Origin of the sequence: Pseudomonas corrugata (assembly GCF_050920615.1) — a bacterium.
Taxonomy (GTDB): domain Bacteria; phylum Pseudomonadota; class Gammaproteobacteria; order Pseudomonadales; family Pseudomonadaceae; genus Aquipseudomonas; species Aquipseudomonas corrugata.
Genome location: NZ_CP130434.1, coordinates 4,873,499 through 4,891,602 on the forward strand (window position 1 = coordinate 4,873,499; position 18,104 = coordinate 4,891,602).

Here is an 18,104-nt window from a genome sequence, read left to right on the forward strand (position 1 = left end):
AGTTTACTGTGTGTGACTGGCATTAAAGCTGATTCTAGAGGCAAACCACACGCATACCAGTGAAGTGAAGATCTCTAGAATTTCTTTAGGCTGGGTTGATTCCACGTACTCCGGCCCGCAGGCTTTCTTCAGGTATTGAGAGAGCGGAAGCAACTCCACACTACCTATTTTGAAGTCGATATTGTGACTGAGCTTATTCCGAAGGTTGTTCATATGCTTGATAGCGGGAATGGAGTTGTACTTCTCCGGATAACCATCTGTAGCAAGAAGCGAGACCTTTTGCCCAAACGACTGCCTGGAGGAATCCCAGTCCAGCTTGGGGTATTGGGACTTCAGGTACTCATCAAGGTAGTGCTCAATGATGAGATGGCAGGACAAAAAATAACCAATTAACTCGTAATTCAAGTTATCTAGGCGCTGCCAAGCGAGTTTGCCATCGCGGATTTCACCTACTAGAGGAGGAAGGCTCATATTGTTCATAGAACGACTCAGTTTTTGATTCTGCGGCCTGCACAGCTTGGTGCGGGGGCTGGTGGGGGAATTCGGCCTCATGGACTCCGGACGCCTTATCAAACTGGCATTCGTTGTTGATGAGCGGTGCGGAAAGCCTAGCTCACGCGGCACCGAACCGAGTCCTGGCGCAAGCGAGAACGTTCGAGTCCATGGGCCTGCATTTACGCACCAAAAAAGTGCTCCAGTCCCATGGCAGTCCCATATGGCCATTTTCCGAACGCCAAAAACCACAAACCCCCGATTTTCTCTAGGAAAATCAAGGGTTTGCGTTGTCTCAATTTGGCGGTGAAGGAGAGATTCGAACTCTCGATACAGTTTCCTGTATACACACTTTCCAGGCGTGCTCCTTAAGCCACTCGGACACTTCACCGTGTCTCGGCAAACTGTTCAGTCTGTCGAGGCGCGCTAATGTAGTCGAAAGCCTTTCCGATGGCAAAGGTTTTTTTCAGAATTTTCATGCGGTTAAGATGTTCCGGCATTTCAAACACGACAGAACAGGGCAAACCGGCCAATCTCCGGGTCGGCTTGTACACCGCCTAGTGGATGCAGACACGGCCGACCGGGCGGGACAGACTGTTTATACCGCCCGGGGCTGACCGGTGAGTCAGTCATGGCGCTTTACCTGATCCGTGACGGTGGGTAACGTTTGCGGCACTTATCTTACAAGGAATGCGTCATGAGCGACCTGATTGCCTACCATCTCGAAGACGGTATCGCGACCCTGACCTTGAACAACGGCAAGGTCAATGCCATCTCACCGGACGTCATTGCCGCGTTTAACGCCGCACTGGATCAGGCGACGGAGGATCGGGCGGTCGTGATCATCACCGGGCAACCGGGGATCTTGTCGGGTGGTTATGATTTGAAGGTGATGACTGCCGGCCCCAAAGAAGCGGTAGGCCTGGTCACCGCCGGCTCGACCCTGTCCCGTCGACTGTTGTCACACCCCTTCCCGGTCATTGTCGCTTGCCCTGGCCACGCTGTGGCAAAAGGCGCATTCCTGCTGCTCTCGGCTGACTACCGCATCGGTGTGGATGGGCCATTCAGCATTGGCCTGAACGAAGTGCAAATCGGCATGACCATGCATCACGCCGGCATCGAGTTGGCCCGTGATCGCTTGCGCAAATCCGCGTTTCATCGCTCGGTCATCAATGGCGAGATGTTCAACCCGCAGAGCGCCGTGGACGCTGGCTTCCTCGATAAAGTGGTGGCGGCCCAGGAACTGCGGGATGCGGCGCTGGAAGCGGCGCGTCAACTGCAGAAAATCAACATGAAGGCGCACAAGAACACCAAGTTGAAAGTGCGCAAGGCACTGTTGGAAGCCTTGGACACTGCGATCCTGCTGGACCAGGAATACCAGGGTTAATCCCTGTTTGTCCTTGTGGAGCGAGCCTGCGCGCGATAGCGGTACATCAGCAGCATTTGTCTATTGAATGTACCCCTGCCATCGCGAGCAGGCTCGCTCCCACAAAAAACCGAGGCCGCTCTAGCCTGCGGCTTTCCCTCCGTTTAAAACATGCCCTCGAACATCGCCCCGTCTCCTTCCTCCTGGGGGCAATTGCCGAAACCAGTGCACACTCGTACACTGAACCACCTTTTTGTCCCGGTGGGCCTGTGGATGTTGTTCGTATTGCGTATGTTGCTGATGGGTCTGCATTTTCTTGTAGCGGGGGTGTTGGGTGTGATCCTGGGCCTGTGCCGCCCCTTCAACCCGGACAACAGCCGTTTATGCGCAAGGTTGTATGCGTGGCCCGCCATGTGGATTATGGGTTTACGGGTCAAGGCCGACGTTGAGACGTTGGTAGGCAAATCCCAGAGCTGCGTGATCATCGCTAACCATCAATCCAACTATGACCTGTTCGTGTTCGGCAACGTGGTGCCCCATCGCACCGTTTGCATCGGCAAAAAGAGCTTGAAGTGGGTGCCGCTGTTCGGGCAGTTGTTCTGGCTGGCGGGTAACGTGTTGATCGATAGAGGCAACGCGATCAAGGCGCGCCGCGCCATGCAGACCACGACCCACACGCTGCAGCATGAACAGACGTCCATCTGGGTCTTCCCGGAGGGCACCCGCAATCTAGGCGGGGATTTGCTGCCGTTCAAGAAAGGCGCTTTTCAGATGGCGATCGCCGCCGGGGTGCCGATTGTGCCGGTATGCGTGAGCCGCTACATCAAGCATATGCACCTCAATCGCTGGCACAGCGGTGACACTCTCATACGCTCGCTGCCGGCAATTCCTACGCAAGGGCTGACCCTGGATGACATGCCCCAGCTCATCGCCCGGTGCCGAGAGCAGATGAACGAGTGCATCGCGGCGATGGACAGCCAATTGCGGGCCGGTTGAGCACAGCCTCTCCTCACGATGGGTGTTTCTGTGAGCGAACTCAGCGGATTTTGCTGACTCTCAAGCAACAGGGCGCGCTAAGCTGCACTGTGCCTGCTACTGCCATTTTCCAATAAGAAGTGAACCACCATCATGGGTAGAGTCGTTGCTGCTGCGGTTTACAGCGCCGGTAAGAAAGTCACCAATATCACCCTCGACGAAGGCAGCGCCTGGGCCGCAAAACCAGGACATTTTGTGTGGATCGGCCTCGAAGAGCCCAGTGCTCAGGAGCTGACCAATCTGCAGCGTCAATTCAACCTTCACGAACTGGCGATTGAAGATGCCATGGAGAAGCACAGCCGTCCCAAGCTTGAGACTTTCGGTGATGCGCTGTTCATCGTCACGTATTCGCCGATACGCAAGGACGGCAAGCTGCAGTTCATCGAAACCCATATCTTCGCCGGCAAGGGCTACATCATCACCGCCCGTAATGGGCATTCGGCCTCCTACGCCCATGTCCGACAACGCTGTGAGGCACGTCCACTCCTGCTAGAGCATGGGGAAGATTTCGTACTCTATGCCATCCTCGATTTCGTCATTGAAAACTATCAGCCGATGGGCGAAGCCATTCATAACGAGATCGATGAGCTGGAGCACCATGTGCTGTGCAGCGCCTTGAACGAACGGGACATCCAGAACCTGCACAGCTTGCGTCGCGATGTGCTGCGCCTGCGCCGCTACGCAGCGCCGATGGTGGAAATCAGTGAAGAACTGCAGAAGCTGAACTTTCCTTTTATCGACAAGAACATGCGCCCGTACTTCCGCGATGTGCAGATTCATGTCACACGGCAGATGGAAGACCTGACGACCCTGGCGGACATTGCCAGCCAGACCATCGAAGTCGGCGTGCTGCTCGAAGCGTCACGCCAGAGCGTGGTGCAGCGCAAGTTCGCGGCATGGGCGGCAATCCTGGCGTTTCCAACGGCGGTGGCCGGGATCTACGGGATGAACTTCCAGGACATGCCGGAGCTGAGTTGGCATTACGGCTACTTCACGGTGCTGGGGGTGATCACCGTGGGATGTACTGCATTATGGGTCAGCTTCAAGCGGTCGGGGTGGTTGTAGGCAGGCCTGCTCCCCATTTGACCGTACACATAACCCTGTGGGAGCGAGCCTGCTCGCGATGGCGGTTTATCAGCTGGCACTGTTGTCGGCTGACCCTCCGCTATCGCGAGCAGGCTCGCCCCCACATGTAGGTCTTCAACCCTGGGTCGTTCTGGCCTGTGGCTTGTGAGCAACGAAACGCATCATCCACTCTGCCACGGTCGTGCCGTGATGTTCCTGTTCCAGGCTCGCCACGCCCTGGCTGTAGATCTGCTCGCCAAGGTGTTGCTGGCGGAGTTCCAGCAACGCCCGGGAATAATCGTGGATGAATTCAGGGTGGCCCTGGAAGCACAGCACCTGATCATTGATGTGGTAGGCAGCGTACGGGCAGAAATCGCTGGAGGCGATGACCGTAGCGTTTTCGGGCAACTGAGTGACCTGGTCCTGATGACTGATCAGCAGGGTCAACTCCTCCATCACCGGACTCATCCATGGGGCCTTGGCCGCGAGCTTGTAACGATGCGTGCCGACGCCCCAACCCTGGGCCGCACGTTCGGTCTTGCCGCCCAACAACAGCGCCAACAGCTGGTGGCCAAAGCAAATGCCCAACAGTTTGTCGCCACGCTGGTAGCGGTCCAGAAGATACTTCTTGAGGGTTTGAATCCAGGGATCGGTACCAAAGGAATCGGCCTTGCTACCGGTCACCAGGTAGGCATCGAACACCTCGTCATCGCTCGGATACTGGCCCTCTACGACGTTGTAAACGACAAAGTCGGCCGCAACAGGCTGTTGTGAAAACAGACGCTGGAACATCTGCCCGTAACCCTGATATTGATCGACCAGCTCTGGACGCAGGATATCGGTTTCGAGGATGCAGATGCGTAGGGACATAAAAAATACCTGACACGGTGATGGGAATATTGCACACCTCAGAGCCTGCCTTGAAATACCCCTCAAGGCAAGCCCCCCGCAATCAGAACAAGGCCTGCCTGGCGGCTTTTTCCAGCAACAGGGCCGGCGGTGAGAAACGTTCGCCATATTGCTCGGCCAGGTACTGGGCCCGGGCCACGAAGTCACGCGGGCCGTACTGATTGATGAACTGCAATGCACCGCCAGTCCAGGTCGCGAAACCGATCCCGAAGATCGAACCAACGTTGGCATCGGCCGTCGACATGAGCACGCCCTCCTCCATACAACGCACGGTTTCCAGGGCCTGGATAAACAGCAGGCGATCACGGATGTCCTGGGGCGGAATCTGCCTGTCGGCATCCTCGAAACGACGTTTGAGTTCCGGCCACAGATGTTTTCGGCCACCGACCGGGTATTCGTAGAAACCGGCTCCGGCAGCTTTGCCCGGTCGCTGGTATTCCTTGAGCAACACTTCAATCACGGCGAACGCCGGATGCTCAATCGGCGTTTTCCCTTCTGCTGTAAGGTCCTTGGCGGTTTCGGCACGGATATGACTGATCAAGCTGAGGGAAACTTCGTCGGAAACTGCCAGAGGCCCGACCTGCATCCCGGCCTTGCGGGCCTCGGTCTCGATCATCGGCGCTCCCACCCCTTCACCGAGCATGGCGATGCCCTCATGGATAAAGGTGCCGAATACCCGCGACGTGAAGAAACCGCGACTGTCATTGACCACGATCGGCGTTTTGTTGATCTGCAGGACGAAATCGAAACCACGAGCCAAGGTGGCATCGCTGGTGTGGACGCCCTTGACGATTTCCACCAATGGCATTTTTTCCACCGGACTGAAGAAATGCAGGCCGATGAACTTTTTCGGGTCGGCTATCGCAGCAGCCAGGCCGGTGATGGGCAACGTCGAGGTGTTGGAGGCGATCACCACTTGCGGCCCCACTACCGCGTGGGCAGCCGCCAACACTTCGGCCTTCAGGGCTCGGTCCTCAAACACTGCCTCGATGATCAGATCGCAAGCGGACAGGTGCGCATCGTTGTCAGTGGTGTGGATCCGCGCCAGCGTGGTTTCGCGTTGCTGCACGGTGATCTGCTCGCGGGCGACTTGCTTGTCCAGTAGCACGGCCAAACGGGCCTTGCCCTGCTCGGCGGCGGCCAGGTCGATATCCTTGAGGACCACCTCGATGCCGGCCAGGGCGCTGACACAGGCAATGCCGGCCCCCATCATGCCAGCGCCGAGCACACCGACTTTCTTTGTCAGATAAGGTGCAAACCCTCGTGGGCGCGAGCCTCCGGCCTTGATCTCGTTGAGCTGGAACCAGAAGGTGCCGATCAGGTTCTTGGCGATCTGGCCCGTGGTCAACTCAGTGAAATAGCGGGTTTCGATCAGGTGCGCCGCGTCAAAGTCCACCTGGGCACCCTCCACCGCGGCACAGAGGATTTTTTCCGGCGCCGGCAAGCAACCCTGGGTCTTGTTGCGCAGGATCGAAGGTGCAATCGCCAGCGTCTGCATGACGCCCGGATCGGACGGCGTGCCCCCGGGGATCCGATAGTCCTTTACGTCCCAAGGCTGGACCGCGGCCGGATTGGCGAGAATCCAGGCACAAGCCTTGGCCAGCAGTTCATCACCATCGACCGCCAGTTCATCGATCAACCCGGCCTGCAGCGCTTGTCGAGGGCACACCCGCTTGCCTTCGAGCAGATACGGCAAGGCCTTCTCCAGGCCGAGCAGGCGCACCATCCGTACCACCCCACCGCCACCTGGCAGCAAGCCCAGGGTGACTTCCGGCAGTCCGATCCGCACCGACGGATGATCCAGCGCCACGCGATGATGGCAAGCCAGGCAGATCTCCCAGCCGCCTCCGAGCGCCGCACCATTGATGGCGGCCACTACCGGCTTGCCTAGCGTCTCAAGGGCGCGCAATTGCGCCTTGAGTCCCAGGATCATCGTGTAGAAAGCCTTGGCCTCGGACTTGCCGACCGCGACCAGCTCATTGAGGTCACCTCCGGCGAAGAACGTCTTCTTGGCCGAGGTGATGATCACGCCGGCGATCGAGTCTCTTTCGGCAACCAGACGTGCCACGCAGGCGGCCATGGCCTCACGGTACACGGCATTCATGGTATTGGCGCTCTGGCCAGGCAGGTCCATTGTCAGGATGACGATCCGGTCCTGGCCAGTTTCGTAACGAATGGCAGCGGTCATTGAAAAATGTCCTTTGAAGTCGGCTCAGAGGCGTTCGATAACAGTGGCAATGCCCATGCCGCCGCCCACACACAAGGTCGCCAGCCCGTAGCGCAGGCGACGCACCTCCAACTCATCGAGCAGGGTGCCGAGAATGGCACACCCCGTTGCCCCCAAGGGATGTCCCATGGCGATGGCGCCACCGTTGACGTTGACCCTGGCGGGGTCGATGGCCATGTCCTTGATGAACTTGAGTACTACCGAGGCGAAGGCTTCGTTGACCTCGAACAAGTCGATGTCCTGCACCCGCAACCCGGCCTTGGCCAAGGCTTTGCGGGTGGCCGGCGCCGGCCCGGTGAGCATGATGGTCGGATCGGTGCTGGTGACAGCCGTGGCGACGACCCGCGCTCGAGGCCGCAGGCCCAGGGCACGTCCCTTGGCCTCGGAGCCGATCAGCATCAGTGCCGCCCCATCGACGATCCCGGAGCTGTTGCCGGGTGTGTGCACATGGTCGATCCGCTCGACATGGCTGTAGACCCGTAACGCCGTGGCGTCGAAGCCCATCTGGCCCATGGCTTCGAAACTTGGCTTGAGCCTGCCCAGGCCTTCAAGGGTGGAATCGACGCGGATGAATTCGTCATGATCCAGCAGCACGATGCCGTTCTGATCCCGTACTGCCACCAGGGATTTCTCGAAAGCGCCATCAGCCCGGGCCCGCCCGGCTTTTTTCTGGGAGTTCAGCGCATAGGCATCGACGTCTTCGCGACTGAAGCCTTCCAGCGTGGCGATCAGGTCGGCACCGATGCCTTGAGGAACGAAGTGACCCTGCAAGTTGGATTGCGGATCCAGCGCCCACGCACCGCCGTCGCTTCCCATTGGCACCCGGGACATCGACTCGACACCACCGGCCACCACCAGGTCTTCGAACCCGGAGCGCACTTTCATGGCGGCCAGGTTCACCGCTTCAAGGCCCGAGGCGCAAAACCGATTGAGCTGGACACCCGCCACACTGACATCCCAACCGGCCATCAAGACGGCGGTCTTGGCAATGTCAGCCCCCTGCTCGCCTACCGGTGTCACGCAACCGAGCACGACGTCATCGACCTGGCTGGTGTCCAGATCCATGCGCTGCTGCAAGGCCTGAAGCAACCCTCCCACCAGGTTCACCGGCTTGACGCTGTACAGCGCACCATCAGCCTTGCCCTTGCCACGGGGTGTGCGCAAGGCATCGAAAATCAACGCTTGGGTCATGACATCCTCGAACCACGATGAATAACGCAATGCCTGCAACCATAAGCCCAGCGGCTCCGGATTCAATGACCCGAGCGCTCAACCGCATTGACGACCACGGTCAGACGAACGGTAGCCTGCTATCGGGTTAACCGATTCAGGAACGCAAGCTGTCTAGCTAAAGGACCCGCAAGAAGGTGGCAATAGGCCTCATTCCTTTTTTATAGCGACAGGTTTGAAACTGATACGAATTGGATCTAAGCCAACGGGGCTGCGGCCCCTAATGTAATCCTTGTACAAGAGAGTCGTCGGGTTTTGCCGAGGCGCTTGTCAGACAGGAAGTGCAACGCCAGCCACCATGGAGTTATGCAGGCTGGCCTCAGGAAATAACAAAAAAGGCGGGTCAGCCATGTTCAAACATTCGAAAGTTCGTCAAGCCGGACTCATTCTCTTCGCCACGACGCTGCTGTTGATTTTGCCGAATATTCCCAAAGTGATCGGCTAAGCACGGCGCGCGCGTGTCTGCATCAGTAGTGAGCAGTATCGCCTTCCATTGTGTCGCCAAAAAATGTGACGGGCTCGTTGTTCGAGCGGTGTTGGCTGTGCCAACCTTTGCGCCACTCTCTCGACATGGAAGGCGATCCATTGAAAGCTCTCATCCTGTTCGGGGCGCTGCTGCTCAGCACGCCTCTGTATGCCGCCCAACTGGTGCTGGAGTTGGGCGCGACTGCGCGTGCCTGGCAAACCGAAGAGCTGCTCAAGCATCCTGAAGCTCGAACCATCCAGATACCCGACGACGTCTCCTACAAGAAACCGATGAGCTACCGCGCCGTGCCTCTGACGGCGCTGCTGACCGGTGTCCGGCCGGATGATCACCTGCAGGCCGTTGCACTGGACGGTTTCGCCGCCGAAATGTCCGCGGCGCCACTGATCAGCAAGAACGGCGCACGCGCCTGGCTGGCAATCGAAGATCCGGCCGCCCCTTGGCCATCCCTGGGCGAGGGCAAACCCAGTGCAGGGCCTTTCTATCTGGTCTGGACCGATCCTCAAGCGGGTCATATCAGCCCGGAACAATGGCCGTATGCGGTGGCGAGCATCAAGCGCATGTCAGCCGTGGCCGAGCGCTTCCCCGCCCTGCTGCCCGCGCCCACCCTGGCCAAGGACGATCCGGTCAACAAGGGCTTCGAACTGTTCCAGAAGAATTGCCTGGCATGCCATCGGCTCAATGGTGCAGGCGACGCGCAGTTTGGCCCGGACCTGAATATTCCCTTCAATCCCACGGAGTATTTCTCGGGAGATTTCCTCAAGCGCTATATCCGGGACCCTCAGGGCCTGCGTCACTGGCCTCAAGGCAAGATGCCGGCGTTTTCAGCGGCGGTGCTGCCGGACTCGGAACTGGATCTGTTGGTGGGCTACCTGAAGCATATGGCGGGGCGTAAACAGCCGTTGAGCCAGTAAGACCATTCATGTGACGAGGGAGCTCTCTCCCTCGCTGCAGCTCCAAGTCATTGTTGCTGGACTGTGATCACCGGTGCCGGCGTCATGGCCATTCTGGCCCGCATCTGCTCACCGCCACCACGACGCAAGCCACGTACCGGGCAAGCATCGAGGTAATCCAGGCCAACGGCCAGTTTAAGGTGTCGCTCCGGACGTGACAGCTGGTGGGTCACGTCGAAGCTGTACCAGGCGTCCTCGAGCCAGGCCTCGGCCCAGGCATGGCTGGCCAGGTGTTCACTGTCCCCGCTGTACACGTAGCCCGACACATAGCGTGCCGGTATGCCCAGGCTGCGGGCGCAGGCCAGGAATACGTGGGTATGGTCCTGGCACACCCCGCTACCACTGGCGAATGCCTGGGCCGCGCCGGTTTCCACTTCAGTGGAACCAGGGGCGTAGGCCATGTGCTGGTTCACCCCCTGCATCAGGTCGATCAGCGCCGTGCGGTCGCGGCGATGTCCGCATTGCTTCCGAGCAAAGGCACGTAGCGCTTCGTCCGCTTCGGTCAGCCGGGTGAAACGCAAGAACGGCAAGGCTGATTGCTCCTCGTGCTCGGCCTCGCGCAACGGGTCGATGTCCACCTGCCCCCGCGCGCCGATGATGATCGTTTCATGGGGCTCATCCAGGGTAAGGACGTGAAGGATGTTGCCGTACGGGTCCAACTGCGCGCGCACCGGCCTCGGCAGATCGAGCTGCCAGCTCAGTACCTGCTGGCGTTCACTGTCGTGAGGAGTCAGGCGCAGGTACTGGATGCTGGCGCGAACCTGCTGTTCGTAGTGGTAAGCCGTTTCATGGCTGATCGAGAGTCTCATATGACCTCCAGGTAGGAACTGTGGACGGCGTGGCTCAGTTCCCGAACCAGCGGAATGAATTCGGTGAGCCAGGCATGCAGGCCACCGTCGAGGATTTCGTCGATACCGATGTAGCGCAGCCGTGCAACGATTTCCACTGCCAGGCGTTGTGCCAGCTGTCCGTTGGTACAACTGCCAGTGCCCCGGCACAGGCTGCACACACGAAAACGGCCAACCCGAAGGTCAGCCGCTGTGCTGTGGCAGGGTATGGAAATCAGGCCTGGAAACGCCGGATCTCCTGCTTCACCCCCCAACCTTCGATGATGCCGCCCAGGGGCTCTACCACCGCCTCGAAGTCTTGCTCGAAATCTCCAATGTCATCATAGGTGGCATACATCACCCGGCTCAATTCCAATGACCAGGCACCATCGTCCCGTGCGCTGATCTGTGCGTTCAACGACTCACCCCGAAAATGACCTGCAGCCCTGCGCGCCCGCTCCTCATCCGGGAAAATGGCGTAGAACTCGATTGGATGGAATTGTGAGAAGTCGAACCCGCCTTCTTTCATGCGGCGCAGCACGCTGGTGCTGATGTCTTCTTGATAGGCTGTGCTCATGAAACGTCCTCCTCGATCGATGGATAGACTTTCCGTCTTCCCGTGCGAGCAACCCGTTGGATTGCAAGCGATACGGCATCAAATGACCGTCGGGACACAAGCATGTAGCTGACAAGACCGGACCTTGGTGATCCTTTCGCTGATCTCTATTGCAGAGTAGCCGCAAGTGGTGACCACTGCCAAGCGGGGCCAGGCCATGAACTTCATGAAATCGGTTTAATGTTGATGATTTCAATGCTGTGCTGGGACTTGAGATTCTTGACCGTCGGCTCGGCGGTTCGCCCTTCCAGATCATTGAGGTCCAACTTGGCAGACACCGGGAGCAGTCTTTCGCGAATCAACTGTGCCGCCTGCTCCATGGTGGGCTCCTGGTCATAGTCGAACTGCTCGGCGATCGCTTCGCCGTGGTCATCAACGAACGTGATTTCCCACTTTTGCATTGGTGTCTCCTCGATCAAATCATGGCCGGGCTTACCTCTATCTCGACATTTGGGGGGGAATAATCGTTCCGCTGATTACCTGGACGGCACCAATGAAAAGACCGCCTCAAGGGCGGTCCCGGTGTGGACATCCATCAGACCTGCCGATTATTTCTCGGCACGTTCCCTCAAGGCCTTCAAGGTATTGAACGGTGCATCCACCACGAATTTGTTGGCCAGCCAGGACGGCACATCACCACCGGGCTCGGTATGGACCTGATAGGTTACCTCGATCTGGTCCTCGCCCTTGGGCGTGAATTTCCAGAAACCATCGACCTGGGCCACTCGCACAAACCCCTTCTCTTCCGGCAGGTAGGTCGGCACGCCCTTGAGGTTGCGGGTCAGGCTGCCATCGGCGCCTTCGATGGTGGTGACTTGCAGCACCGAATCCCGGGACGTGACCGGCCACGGCGTGTTGAATTGGGTATAGGTCCAACTCTGGTTGCCTTCGTGCTTGAGCAGCTTCTGGGTCTTGCACTCATGGATCCAGGCACAGGCACCCGGGACGTCTTCCTGCAAGGCTCGCAACTTCGTCATGGTGGTCTTCATGACAGTCACGCCACGGTAGGCCTTGTACTTGGAGCCGGCCACGTCACTGAGTGAAACCTTGATCCCGTCCCGCTCCTTGACGACCTGCCAGTCTTCCGCCTGCGCAGTTGCGGTTGCCAGAAAGGCGGTCAAGCCACACAACACAGCCATACGATGCAGCGAACCCATAGTTTTTTTCCTTATTGTCGAAGTCCGGTCATTTGAATTTCGTCATTGGGCTTCGTTATTCAGCCCTGTCCATTGAACCGTTAAACGCTGTGGCCTGCTCCCACCACCCGATCAGTCGGATGGCTTCCTCGCTGCTGTTGCCGCAGACCTCGATGTCGGCTGCAAACCCCGAACACACAGCTGGACGTTCCGGCAGACCGAAGATCCGGCACAAGTTATCGACCGATAATTGCACACAACGTTCTCCCGCAGGTTTGCCGTGAGGCATGCCTGGGATCGACGAGCTGATGGAAGGGGCAATGCAGCAGGCGCCACAGCCTTCACGGCATTTCATGACGACGACATCCTCACGGGTAACGGCCCAATAACGAAATACAGAGTAACGGCTTAAACACTCGTTTTAAATTACCGTCTGCGTGTTTTTTTGCCCAATGGCAGATGACTGAACAGTCAGCGACGAACTGCGTCGGGAAGACTTATCGCTTGAACTCAAAGTCCAGGGCCGCCCCCTCCACTTCCCGTCGCTCCGAGTTACGCAACGGCAGCTGCATTTCGTTATTCAGCAGACGGCCATTGAGCTGAAATGGATCCGGCTTCTGCCCGAACATGGACGGCAGCAGCGGCTCACGCTGGGGTAGCGGCACTGTGCCGGGTGGTTGCAGTTTCTGAACCATGTCATGTGGCAGGCTCAAATCCAGGTTGGCTGGCGGTAATGGAGTCTTGGCAACCTCATGGGCAGACTTGCTCTTGGAGGCAATAGGGGCCCGTTTCTTCTGCGGGGAAGCCGTTTTTTTAGCAGGCGCTTTTTTCGCTGCCTGTGGCTTTTTCGACACGCTTTTCGAGGCGCTTTTCGTGGCGCTGGCGGCCGGTTTTTCTTGCGCCGAAGCAGCCACGACACCTCCGGCGTGGAAGACAGTCAGCAGGCCGATCAAAACCCAGGTCGCAGGAGCAATGGCTTTCATAGATACAACGGCACTTACGGCAGAGAAGTACATGCTCGCCTGATAATCAGACGCTGGCAAGCACGTTGATCCCTACAAAAAACCGCTGGCGGTCTCCTGGCATAGTTGTGTGGCCAACAGCCCCAGCGTCATCAAGGCCCGCTCCGCCTCACGGTTCCAAGGGATGCCGCAGTTCAGGCGAATGCAGTGGTTGAACTGCTCGGTGTTACTGAAGATCAACCCCGGCGCAATACTGATCCCCTGCTGCAAGGCCCGGACGTGCAGCTCTTGGGTATTGACCCGCCCCGGCAGACTGACCCACAGGATGAAGCCGCCGGTGGGACGGCTCATTTGCGTGCCTTCGGGGAAGTACTGTTGCACCGCGAGCTGGAAGGCACTGAGATTCTTGCGGTACTCCTGGCGGATATAGCGCAGATGGCGGTCGTAGCCGCCATTCTCCAGATAGGCCGCGATGCCCATCTGCGTGACGCTGCACGCCGAATGCGTACTGAACGTCTGCAGTCGCTGGATCTCCTGCTGGAATTTGCCGGCGATCATCCAGCCGATGCGTACACCCGGCGACAACGTCTTGGAAAAACTCGAACAGTAGATGACCCGGTCCAGTCGATCATAGGCCTTGAGCGCTTTGGTGCGACCTTGCTCGAACATCAACTCGCCGTAGATGTCATCCTCGACAATCTGAATGTCGAAGTCCGAAGCCAGTCGCAACAGTTGCTTCTGCCGCTCCTCGGGCATCGTACCGCCAAGAGGGTTGCTCAGCCGCGTGGTCAGCACCAGCGCCTTGATCGACCACTGGTTGGCCGCCAGTTGCAGGGCCTCCAGACTCATGCCGGTCACCGGGTCGCTGGGGATCTCGATGACCTTGAGGCCCAACAGATCCGCCAGTTGCAGCAAACCATAGTAAGTGGGCGATTCGGCAGCGATCAGATCTCCTGGCCGGGTCAGTACCCGCAGGGACATCTGCAGCGCATCGACGCAGCCGTGGGTAATCACCACTTCGGAAGGGTCCACGACGACGCCTGCGTCGCGCATGCGAATCGCCACCTGGCGACGCAACGGTTCGAAGCCCGGGCTGAACATGTAACTGAACGCCCGCGGGCTATGGAAGCGCGTGACCTTGGCCAATTGCTGATGCAATGCCCGTACAGGCAGGTAATCCACACTCGGGACCGCCGCCCCCAACGGAAATACCCCTTCGCGACGGGACTCGACCAATACCTGCTGGATGATACTGCTGCGAGTCACCAACCCTGGACGCTCTACCCGGGCAATATCCGGGGTCGGCGCCGTAAGCGCCGGCGTCTGGTGCACGTAATAACCCGACTGCGGTCGCGCACGAATCAGCCCTTGGTCCTCAAGGTTGGCATAGGCCTGTAACACCGTCGCGTGACTGACGTTGAGCTGCGAACTCATCTTGCGCACCGACGGCACGCGCTCACCGGGTTGATACACACCCCGGCGGATGTCTTCGGCCAGTTGCTGAGCAATACGTTGGTAGAGCAAGAGGTTGGTCATGACGCAGCACTCGATTTCACGGGCATGTTGTTCTTGTAGGAAACGATACCGGAACAGTTTAGAAGTGTACGGGGACAGTTACCAGATTACTCGACCGTACAGTGCAGTGACAGCCCCAACTGTGCGCGAACGTGGAACCACAAGCACAAAAAAACCCGGCGCCCCTGAGGGGCCGGGTTTTCCAGTGACGCGACCCTTTAGCGGGCAGCGCCGAGCTGGCCCTTCTCGTCGGAGAACACAATTTCAACCCGCCGGTTCTGTGCCCGGCCACGCTCGGTGGCGTTGACGTCCACCGGGAACTCGTCGCCGTAGCCTTCGACCTGGATGCGCTTGTCATCGATCCCCAGATCCACCAGCACATCCGCCACCGCCTGGGCGCGGTCCCGGGACAGCTTGAGGTTCTCCTGCTTGCCACCGGTGCTGTCGGTATAGCCTTCGATGCGCACCACCCGCTTGGGGTTGAGTTGCAGGAACTGCACGATCTTGAGCACGACCCGGTTGGCCGAGTTTTTCAATTCAGCCTGGCCGGTGTCGAACAGGACATCGCCGAGAGTCATCACCAAGCCGCGATCGGTCTGGGTGGTGGTCATTTCCATGATCTGCTCTTCCAGCCACTTGCCCTGCTGCTGGACACTGAGCAACTTGGATTCGCGCAGAGCCAACTGCAGGCGCTGGCGCTCCAGTTCGTGCTTCGTCGCACGCTCTGTGTTCAGCACCTGGTTGCTGTGCTCTCGGGCGATCTCACTGTAGCGCTGGCTGAGGTAGGCGTAATGCAATACATCCTCACCGCTGCCCCAGTAAGTAGACAAGCGATCAGCCCGGGCCAGTGACTCTCCGGCGCGAATCACGTCTCTGGGCGCTGCGCGCAGGACGTTGGCGTCTTCCTTCACCTTCTGGAAATCGGTACCGGCTTTTTCCAGTGCCGCTTCACTGCGCTGACCTGCGCAGCCGTACAGACTGGCCAGGCCCGCAAGGATCAAACCGCCAAACACATGGGAGTGCTTCATTGGGCATCCTCCCGCAGTTGTTTACGCAAGCGCTTGATACGGGTGTCGAGCACGTTCAACTGCTCCTGGCTCTTGAGGGTCAGCACCTTCGCTTCGGCCAGACGTGCGTCCAGCTCGGCTTGCTCGGCGCGCATGCGCGCCTTTTTGTACGACTCATCGGCCATGTTGGACTTTGCGCGGGCGAACTTTTCTTCGGCGAGTTTCAATTCAGGCACTTCATCGGCAGTGGCTCCCACCGCCCGGGCTTGTTCCAGCGCCTGTTCAGTCAGGCGGATCTGTTCATTCGGCGCCGGATCGGCTGCGCAGCCCGCCAGAGCCAGAACGGCCAGGGCAGCGAAAAGAGGTCGAATAGTCACTAATGTTCCCTACTGTTTTGGGGCGCCGACAGGTGGCTGCAACTGTGTGTTCCAACGTTCGAGATTGCGCTGCAACACAGCCTCCGTCAGGCCGGACGCGGCCAATTCTGTCATCTTTTGTGCCAGCTGTCCGCGCAACCATGGGTCGTTGCAGGCGGAGTCATGGGAAACCGCGAGGAACAGCCCCGGTTTATCCACCGGTTGTGCAGCAGCTTGCAGGTCGTTCGCCATGCCCAACGTCTGCGCCATCGCCAGGCCCGAGTAACGCCCGGCGAGGACATACTCCACCTCCCCCAGCAGCAATTTCTGAAAGGCCTGGGTCAGGTTGGAGGTGCGGACCAGGGTCAATTTCTGCTCGGCAAAGAGACCAAATTCCTGGGTCATACGAGCCTTTTCCGACAAGGCACCGGGATGACCTTGCAGATCTTCGGGCCGATTGACGACCAGTGGAGAATCCTTGCGGGTCCAGACCAGGTGATCGTTCTCCAGCACGGGGGGATGAACGTAGTCCAGGAAATCAAGCCCGGTGGGCGTCAGCGAGGCATCGGCGAACAGATCCATGCGCCCGCTGCGCACCTCCTCCAGTGCCTGGGCTTGAGTGCCGGCATAGAGCAATACGACCTTGATGCCCAACGCTCCCGCAACCTGACTCAGCAAGTCGGCACTGGCACCGATCAAGTGCTTGGGATCCTGGGGGTCCTGCCAGAGATAAGGCGGCGCATCCGGGCTGCCGGTGGCGATCAGCCGCTCGCACTTGCCGGCGGCGACAGACAGGCCCGGCACGCTCGCCAGCGCCCACAGCAACGACCAGCCGGCCAAACGGCGAAGATCCATGGCGTTACGCTCCCCTTGAAAATGCAGACAATAAAAAGCCCGGCCAGGACCGCATTGCGCTCATTCAAGGACTCAGAGGTACCTTAAATGAACTGCACTACGGTCAAAGCCGGGCTCTTTATAAGTGAAGAGGCCGGATTAGACCAGCTTCTCCAACTCAGGGACCGCTTCGAACAGATCTGCCACCAGGCCGTAATCGGCCACCTGGAAGATCGGTGCTTCTTCGTCCTTGTTGATCGCAACGATCACCTTGGAGTCCTTCATACCAGCCAGGTGCTGGATCGCGCCGGAGATACCGACAGCAATGTACAGCTGTGGCGCAACAATCTTGCCGGTCTGACCGACCTGCATGTCGTTGGGTACGAAACCTGCGTCGACCGCTGCGCGAGAAGCGCCGACGGCGGCGCCCAGCTTGTCGGCCAGGGCGTACAGGTGCTTGAAGTTGTCACCGTTCTGCATGCCACGGCCGCCGGAAACGACGATCTTGGCAGCGGTCAGTTCAGGACGATCGGACTTGGCCAGTTCTTCGTTGACGAAGCTGGAAATGCCGGCGTCGTGGGCAGCGCTGACGGCTTCGACGGCGGCCGAGCCACCTTCGGCCGCTACCGGGTCGAAACCGGTGGCGCGGACAGTGATGACCTTGATCGCAGCGGTCGACTGCACGGTGGCAATGGCGTTACCGGCATAGATCGGACGCTGGAAAGTGTCGGCGCTTTCCACCGAGATGATCTCGGAAATCTGGTCGACGTCCAGGGCAGCGGCAACGCGCGGCAGAATGTTCTTGCCGTTGGACGTGGCGGCAGCCAGGATGTGGCTGTAGGCCTTGCCCAACTCGGCTACCAGTGGTGCAACGTTTTCCGGCAACTGGTGCGCGTAAGCGGCATTGTCGGCCGACAGCACTTTCGCCACGCCAGCGATTTTCGCGGCAGCTTCAGCCACGGCGCCAGCGCCCTGCCCGGCTACCAGAACGTGGATATCGCCACCGATTTTGGCAGCGGCAGCAACGGTGTTCAGCGTGGCCGGGGCCAGCGCCTTGTTATCGTGTTCAGCGATTACCAAGATAGTCATG

General features: G+C 58.9%; 19 protein-coding genes, 1 tRNA gene and 1 pseudogene. 4 read left to right on the plus strand and 17 right to left on the minus strand.

Annotation, left to right across the window (positions count from 1 at the left end; genetic code table 11):
• Positions 1-3: 3 nt before the first annotated feature.
• The gene (locus QZH45_RS21580) at positions 4-480 is read right to left on the minus strand and encodes a hypothetical protein (protein WP_432779763.1); all 477 of its coding nucleotides are present in this window, start codon (positions 478-480) and stop codon (positions 4-6) included.
• A 313-nt stretch (positions 481-793) separates the two neighbouring features.
• A tRNA-Ser gene (locus QZH45_RS21585) sits at positions 794-883 on the minus strand.
• Between the two features lie 306 nt (positions 884-1,189).
• Here QZH45_RS21585 and QZH45_RS21590 point away from each other — a divergent pair.
• The 3 genes from QZH45_RS21590 to QZH45_RS21600 all read left to right on the plus strand — a co-directional run bounded on the left by QZH45_RS21590 (position 1,190) and on the right by QZH45_RS21600 (position 3,958).
• On the plus strand, positions 1,190-1,879 hold the full coding sequence (locus tag QZH45_RS21590) for a crotonase/enoyl-CoA hydratase family protein (RefSeq protein WP_024776860.1): 690 nt from the start codon (positions 1,190-1,192) through the stop codon (positions 1,877-1,879).
• A 252-nt stretch (positions 1,880-2,131) separates the two neighbouring features.
• Complete coding sequence (locus QZH45_RS21595; RefSeq protein ID WP_024776861.1) at positions 2,132-2,854, plus strand: 1-acylglycerol-3-phosphate O-acyltransferase; 723 nt, start codon at positions 2,132-2,134, stop codon at positions 2,852-2,854.
• A gap of 132 nt (positions 2,855-2,986) precedes the next feature.
• Positions 2,987-3,958, plus strand: coding sequence for a magnesium and cobalt transport protein CorA (locus QZH45_RS21600; RefSeq protein ID WP_024776862.1), 972 nt, complete (start codon positions 2,987-2,989; stop codon positions 3,956-3,958).
• Positions 3,959-4,093: 135 nt separating this feature from the next.
• Here the strand turns inward: QZH45_RS21600 and QZH45_RS21605 are convergent, their stop codons facing one another.
• From QZH45_RS21605 to QZH45_RS21615, 3 genes are all read right to left on the minus strand, one after another.
• Positions 4,094-4,828 carry an amidotransferase gene (locus QZH45_RS21605; protein WP_024776863.1) on the minus strand — a complete coding sequence of 245 codons (735 nt, stop codon included), beginning with the start codon at positions 4,826-4,828 and terminating at the stop codon, positions 4,094-4,096.
• 82 nt (positions 4,829-4,910) lie between these two features.
• Positions 4,911-7,055: a 3-hydroxyacyl-CoA dehydrogenase NAD-binding domain-containing protein gene (locus QZH45_RS21610; RefSeq protein WP_024776864.1), complete on the minus strand. Its 2,145-nt coding sequence runs from the start codon at positions 7,053-7,055 to the stop codon at positions 4,911-4,913.
• A gap of 24 nt (positions 7,056-7,079) precedes the next feature.
• Entirely contained in the window at positions 7,080-8,285 is a 1,206-nt protein-coding gene (locus QZH45_RS21615; RefSeq protein ID WP_053191294.1) for an acetyl-CoA C-acetyltransferase, read from the minus strand.
• A gap of 609 nt (positions 8,286-8,894) precedes the next feature.
• On the opposite strand from QZH45_RS21615, the gene QZH45_RS21620 reads away from it, so the two are divergent.
• Entirely contained in the window at positions 8,895-9,722 is an 828-nt protein-coding gene (locus QZH45_RS21620) for a c-type cytochrome (RefSeq protein ID WP_033034133.1), read from the plus strand.
• Positions 9,723-9,769: 47 nt separating this feature from the next.
• On the opposite strand, the gene QZH45_RS21625 is transcribed toward QZH45_RS21620, so the two are convergent.
• The 12 genes and pseudogenes from QZH45_RS21625 to QZH45_RS21680 form a co-directional block, all read right to left on the minus strand.
• On the minus strand, positions 9,770-10,570 hold the full coding sequence (locus tag QZH45_RS21625) for a transglutaminase family protein (protein ID WP_053190783.1): 801 nt from the start codon (positions 10,568-10,570) through the stop codon (positions 9,770-9,772).
• Positions 10,567-10,734 (minus strand): annotated as a pseudogene (locus QZH45_RS21630) (alpha-E domain-containing protein); the annotation flags it as partial. The gene QZH45_RS21625 and the pseudogene QZH45_RS21630, both read right to left, overlap by 4 nt.
• An 89-nt stretch (positions 10,735-10,823) precedes the next feature.
• Positions 10,824-11,165 carry a ribonuclease E inhibitor RraB gene (locus QZH45_RS21635; protein ID WP_047699165.1) on the minus strand — a complete coding sequence of 114 codons (342 nt, stop codon included), beginning with the start codon at positions 11,163-11,165 and terminating at the stop codon, positions 10,824-10,826.
• Between the two features lie 203 nt (positions 11,166-11,368).
• Complete coding sequence (locus QZH45_RS21640; protein WP_024776870.1) at positions 11,369-11,605, minus strand: hypothetical protein; 237 nt, start codon at positions 11,603-11,605, stop codon at positions 11,369-11,371.
• Positions 11,606-11,752: 147 nt separating this feature from the next.
• On the minus strand, positions 11,753-12,361 hold the full coding sequence (locus QZH45_RS21645) for an START domain-containing protein (RefSeq protein WP_053190780.1): 609 nt from the start codon (positions 12,359-12,361) through the stop codon (positions 11,753-11,755).
• Between the two features lie 55 nt (positions 12,362-12,416).
• Positions 12,417-12,695: a YkgJ family cysteine cluster protein gene (locus QZH45_RS21650; protein WP_055135102.1), complete on the minus strand. Its 279-nt coding sequence runs from the start codon at positions 12,693-12,695 to the stop codon at positions 12,417-12,419.
• A gap of 142 nt (positions 12,696-12,837) precedes the next feature.
• Positions 12,838-13,323: a hypothetical protein gene (locus tag QZH45_RS21655; protein WP_055135101.1), complete on the minus strand. Its 486-nt coding sequence runs from the start codon at positions 13,321-13,323 to the stop codon at positions 12,838-12,840.
• A gap of 72 nt (positions 13,324-13,395) precedes the next feature.
• Entirely contained in the window at positions 13,396-14,838 is a 1,443-nt protein-coding gene (locus QZH45_RS21660; RefSeq protein ID WP_024776873.1) for a PLP-dependent aminotransferase family protein, read from the minus strand.
• 197 nt (positions 14,839-15,035) lie between these two features.
• Complete coding sequence (locus QZH45_RS21665; RefSeq protein WP_055135100.1) at positions 15,036-15,845, minus strand: OmpA family protein; 810 nt, start codon at positions 15,843-15,845, stop codon at positions 15,036-15,038.
• On the minus strand, positions 15,842-16,201 hold the full coding sequence (locus tag QZH45_RS21670) for a DUF4398 domain-containing protein (protein ID WP_003204190.1): 360 nt from the start codon (positions 16,199-16,201) through the stop codon (positions 15,842-15,844). The genes QZH45_RS21665 and QZH45_RS21670 overlap by 4 nt, the downstream gene beginning before the upstream one ends.
• A 9-nt stretch (positions 16,202-16,210) precedes the next feature.
• Positions 16,211-17,035 (minus strand): substrate-binding periplasmic protein, encoded by an 825-nt coding sequence (locus tag QZH45_RS21675; protein ID WP_053190776.1) that lies wholly within the window; start codon positions 17,033-17,035, stop codon positions 16,211-16,213.
• Between the two features lie 138 nt (positions 17,036-17,173).
• Positions 17,174-18,103 carry an electron transfer flavoprotein subunit alpha/FixB family protein gene (locus tag QZH45_RS21680; protein ID WP_024776876.1) on the minus strand — a complete coding sequence of 310 codons (930 nt, stop codon included), beginning with the start codon at positions 18,101-18,103 and terminating at the stop codon, positions 17,174-17,176.
• Position 18,104: the final 1 nt, after the last annotated feature.